We start from the raw sequence: 4,101 nt of genomic DNA, 5'->3' as shown, positions 1-4,101 counted from the left end.
GTAAGGCAAATTGGAAAATTTTTTCATATCAATATTTTTAATTTTGGCGTCAGTCAAATCGATTTCGCGGATGGCAAACTCCGTTTGCGGTATCTTTGCCGCCGAATCGATAGGCAGATCGCTGCCAGTATGAATAACTTTTCCACCTGCCAGCAGTACAAATTCGGTGACAGGTTTACTGTTCGGGTCGTGAACACTACCGCAGCCATTGCCAGCTAAATAAAGGAAGGACAAACAGATCCCCAAAGCAAGTCTGAAACGAACGAGGTTGATGACTAATTTCATTGTGAGATCCAGATACTTGTAGTGCCATAATTCTGGCAGGATATTTCTAGCGGTAGCCCTTTTGATCAAACTATAATCTAAGATCGCTGAGATATCATAGTCGGTCACCTCCGATCTGTGAAGTACGCTGAAAAACATCCCCTTTTCTTTTACAAAGTAGCGTGGACCAAGATGACTTCCTCAGACTCGGTCAAGACTCTGTCAGACAAGATCCATCCCGCGTGTATCGATCAGGAATTATTACTTAAGGATTGTCAAATTCGACACGTGAGAAGGTCTGGTCCTGGAGGCCAACATCGCAATAAAGTCGAAACAGGCGTGGTCATCAAACATGTCCCGACAAAGATTATCGGCGAAGCCTCTGAAAAACGGGAACAAGGCCGAAATCGGTCGATTGCATTGTTTCGGTTGCGTGTGAATCTGGCCATTCAATATCGACTCGCCGAGTTGCTGGAAGCTCCAAGTCAACTATGGCAAAGCAGAATTTCTAACGGAACGATCAAAGTCAATTCGGAACACGATGACTTTCCCGCGTTATTGGCGGAAGCGCTTGATGCCTGTGCTCATTTCCAGTTTGATATCAAAGCGGCAAGCCTTTTTTTAAAATGTTCTCCATCCCAATTGGTCAAATTCCTCAAGAAAGAACCGGCTGCGTTTACACTGTTAAACCAAAAACGGCACGAATCAGGTTTAAGCCCTTTGAAGTAAATCGTTGAAGGTTTTTCAAAATCAACAAGGCGAATGATTCAAATTTGCACCTTTGCTGAGCTTTGATCAGCATAGATCTTTCGTCGGATGCTGTTAAAATAATAGTACGACAGGACTTTTATATTTTGCGGAATATTTTACGATTTAGAATGGCGCGGCTAACCGGCTAACAAATTATGAAAAATACATTGATTGAATTCTGGAGAAAACGAGCCAAATGGCGTCTGGGATTCATATTGATGCTCGTTGGAGCATTCATTTTTATATACACATTTCAGGCTCCACGTACACTCGGGCAATTCCACCAAAATCTCCCATTGATCCTGAGAATGGCAGCAGGGGGCATTTTTTTATGGGGATTTCATCAGGTTCTAATCGTCCTCTTCCCGTTTTTACAACGATTCCATATCAAGCGAATTGGACGAAATCGTGTATCGCTTCCCCGAGACGGGTTGGTTTATCTGTTGATGATGACGGTATTATTTGTGGGGTCTGTCCTTTCACGCGAAAACATGTTAATGCTAGTGTTTGCCATGATGACTGGTCCGTTTGTTTTAAATGGCTGGATCACATACAGCATGTTAAAAAACATCAAATTAAAACGTCTCATTCCGCAGAGAGTGATGATGGGAGAAACATTTACGGCTGAAATCAGTCTTGAAAATAATAAAAAACTCATTGCCGCTTATTTGATGGAAGTAAACGATTACTTCACGAATCAGGATGAAAAATTGGATGCTTCCGTTGTCTTTCGCAGAGTTGGGCCAGGACAACAGTTATCGGCTCATTATTACGTGAAATTGATGCGGAGAGGGATCTATCAGTTCGGGCCATTGCATGTGTCAACACGATACCCTCTGGGACTGGTAAAACGAGGCGCTGTTTTTTCTGAGTATAATGAAATCATAGTTCATCCCCAGATCGGCAGATTAAATTCTCACTGGGCAGACGATTTTTTTTCTATCGCAGAAATGGCCCAGCAAAGCCGGAGTCGACGTGGCGTTTTTGACGACGAATTTAATCACATTCGGGAATATCGGACTGGCGACAGTCAGCGTGCGATTCATTGGAGAAGTTCTGCGCGTCAGGGGGAATTGATGGTTCAGGAATACCATCAGAATCGAAACTATGATCTGATCATCGGTCTGGATTTATGGTTACCGTCGTCTTCCAGCCAGGATCAGGCAGACCGCGTGGAATGGGCCATCAGTTTTGTCGGAACACTTTGCAGGGAACATTTAAAATACAGCCGCGACACCAAATTAACTTTAATCTCGCGCGGAAGATCACTCGAACTTTTAGAAGTTGGCATTGGTTCGATGGGCTTGGATTATTTATTGGATTTTCTTGCGACATTGCAACCCGGAAAGACACCGGTTGATCGTGAATTTATTAAATTAATTTCAGAAGCCAGTTCTTCGCGATCTCGCACCGTTTTGGTCACAACCAGAAAAGAGAGTGACCCCCAAAAACACAACCACTTACACACGATGTTTGAAGAACGGGGGGAGATGAATGGACAATGGAGAACCATTGAAGCTGAGCCAGCTCTCCTTTCCCGCTGGTTAGTTCTAGAAACAGATTGAATTTGTTTTTTAAGTTTTGAGTAGTAGAGAATCACTGGTGAATTTAACGCTCACATTTCAATTCAGTATTTATTTGCTCATCGCATTGTCCAGCATCATGTTTATGATGGCAGAAGGTGGTGTTTTCCCACAATTGCTGACAATTCCATTGGGGCTGTTAACCCTGTTCTTCACAGACCGCTGGAATAAGTTTAGCTTGAGTCCGCTATGGGCGAATATCCTGGGGCTACTTGCTTTCCTGATAGTGTGTGCAGAATTTTTCTCGGACATCGAAGGCCGCTTACTTTCCGGAGCACATTTTCTAGTCTATCTGACTTGGATCATTTTCCTGCAAAAGAAAGGTGATACACAATACTGGTGGCTCTGTGCATTAGGGTTTTTACAAATCGCAGTTGGGTCGGTTTTGACCGAGTCGGGCTATTATGGCCTTCTGCTTGTAGGTTACCTCTTTTTAGCGATTTGGACACTTTCCGTATTCTCGCTTTACCGAACCCGAAATACGTTTTTGCAACAAAACACATTTTCCGTTATTCCAAGACTTAATGTGGAAAGTACAGCTGTATCGCCGTTTCATCAATCTAGTCAGGTGCGAGGCGGTGTTCAATCTGATCAAAGTCGCAAGTGGCTTACAGGAGAATTCTTCTGGGCGTCAATTGGTTGCTCTGTTACTGCTTTATTCATTTCAATGTGCTTTTTCTTATTGATCCCACGATTATGGGTGAATCGCTCATTTTTTAATAACGAAACAATCCAGGCAGACAACCAGCCATTAGTTGGTTTCACAGAAAATGTGCAGCTAGGAGAAATGGGAGAAATTCTTGAAAGCTCTGAGCGCGTGTTAGAACTGGCGATTTATGACAACAAAACAGACGAACCGGTTTCTGTTACTGAGTTTGTTCATAAATTCGGATTAGATGAGCCTCTATTCCGCGGAGCAGTGCTTTCAAGGTATCGAAACGGCAGTTGGAGTCGAGACCAAAATGGATCAAGCTGGAGGCTCGAAGACTCGCAGGAGCTTGAATCGCAAGATCTCTATCGACAGGAAATAGTTCTGGAACCGATCGGAACAGATGTCATATTTGTCATGCAACCTGTTGCTGGTATGGACATGTTAGGTAAAGCTGAAATTCGTATGAATGCAGATACGCATGCCGTTCGACAGAGAAATCAACAGAATAGTACCGATCCCACAAAATATACTGTATTTACAGCAAAAAACATGGCAGATAACTATCAAATGCAGGACCTGAACCATACGCAGGAATACTTGAAATTACCTCGTAGGGATCTAGATAAATTAATTCTATATACGGACAATTTGATCGCATCTCACCCGGAATTTAAATCCAAGAGCGAGAAAGCCAGGTTCATTGAATCACATTTACGAGACTCCGGAGAATTCAGTTACACATTGAACATGTCCATTCAAGATCCAGATATTGACCCTGTAGAAGACTTTCTGTTTAACCGCAAGTCTGGTCACTGTGAGTATTATGCCTCTGCCCTGGCATTGATGTTAAGG

The 4,101-nt window shown here is 43.1% G+C and carries 4 protein-coding genes; 3 read left to right on the top strand and 1 reads right to left on the bottom strand.

Going from position 1 to position 4,101, the window contains the following annotated elements; all coding sequences use genetic code 11:
* A partial coding sequence (locus tag Q0294_RS07735) for a hypothetical protein (RefSeq protein ID WP_299462876.1) occupies positions 1–285 on the bottom strand: 285 nt, incomplete at its 3' end.
* 171 nt (positions 286–456) lie between these two features.
* Between Q0294_RS07735 and Q0294_RS07730 the strand changes: the two genes are divergently transcribed.
* The 3 genes from Q0294_RS07730 to Q0294_RS07720 form a co-directional block, all read left to right on the top strand.
* Entirely contained in the window at positions 457–993 is a 537-nt protein-coding gene (locus Q0294_RS07730) for a peptide chain release factor-like protein (protein ID WP_299462873.1), read from the top strand.
* Between the two features lie 578 nt (positions 994–1,571).
* Complete coding sequence (locus Q0294_RS07725) at positions 1,572–2,579, top strand: DUF58 domain-containing protein (protein ID WP_299462870.1); 1,008 nt, start codon at positions 1,572–1,574, stop codon at positions 2,577–2,579.
* Between the two features lie 37 nt (positions 2,580–2,616).
* Positions 2,617–4,101 (top strand): DUF3488 and transglutaminase-like domain-containing protein (locus Q0294_RS07720; protein ID WP_299462867.1); only part of this gene is annotated, 1,485 nt, incomplete at its 3' end.

This window comes from uncultured Gimesia sp. (assembly GCF_937919775.1).
GTDB lineage: Bacteria > Planctomycetota > Planctomycetia > Planctomycetales > Planctomycetaceae > Gimesia.
This window is presented reverse-complemented; position numbering and strand designations above follow the sequence as displayed.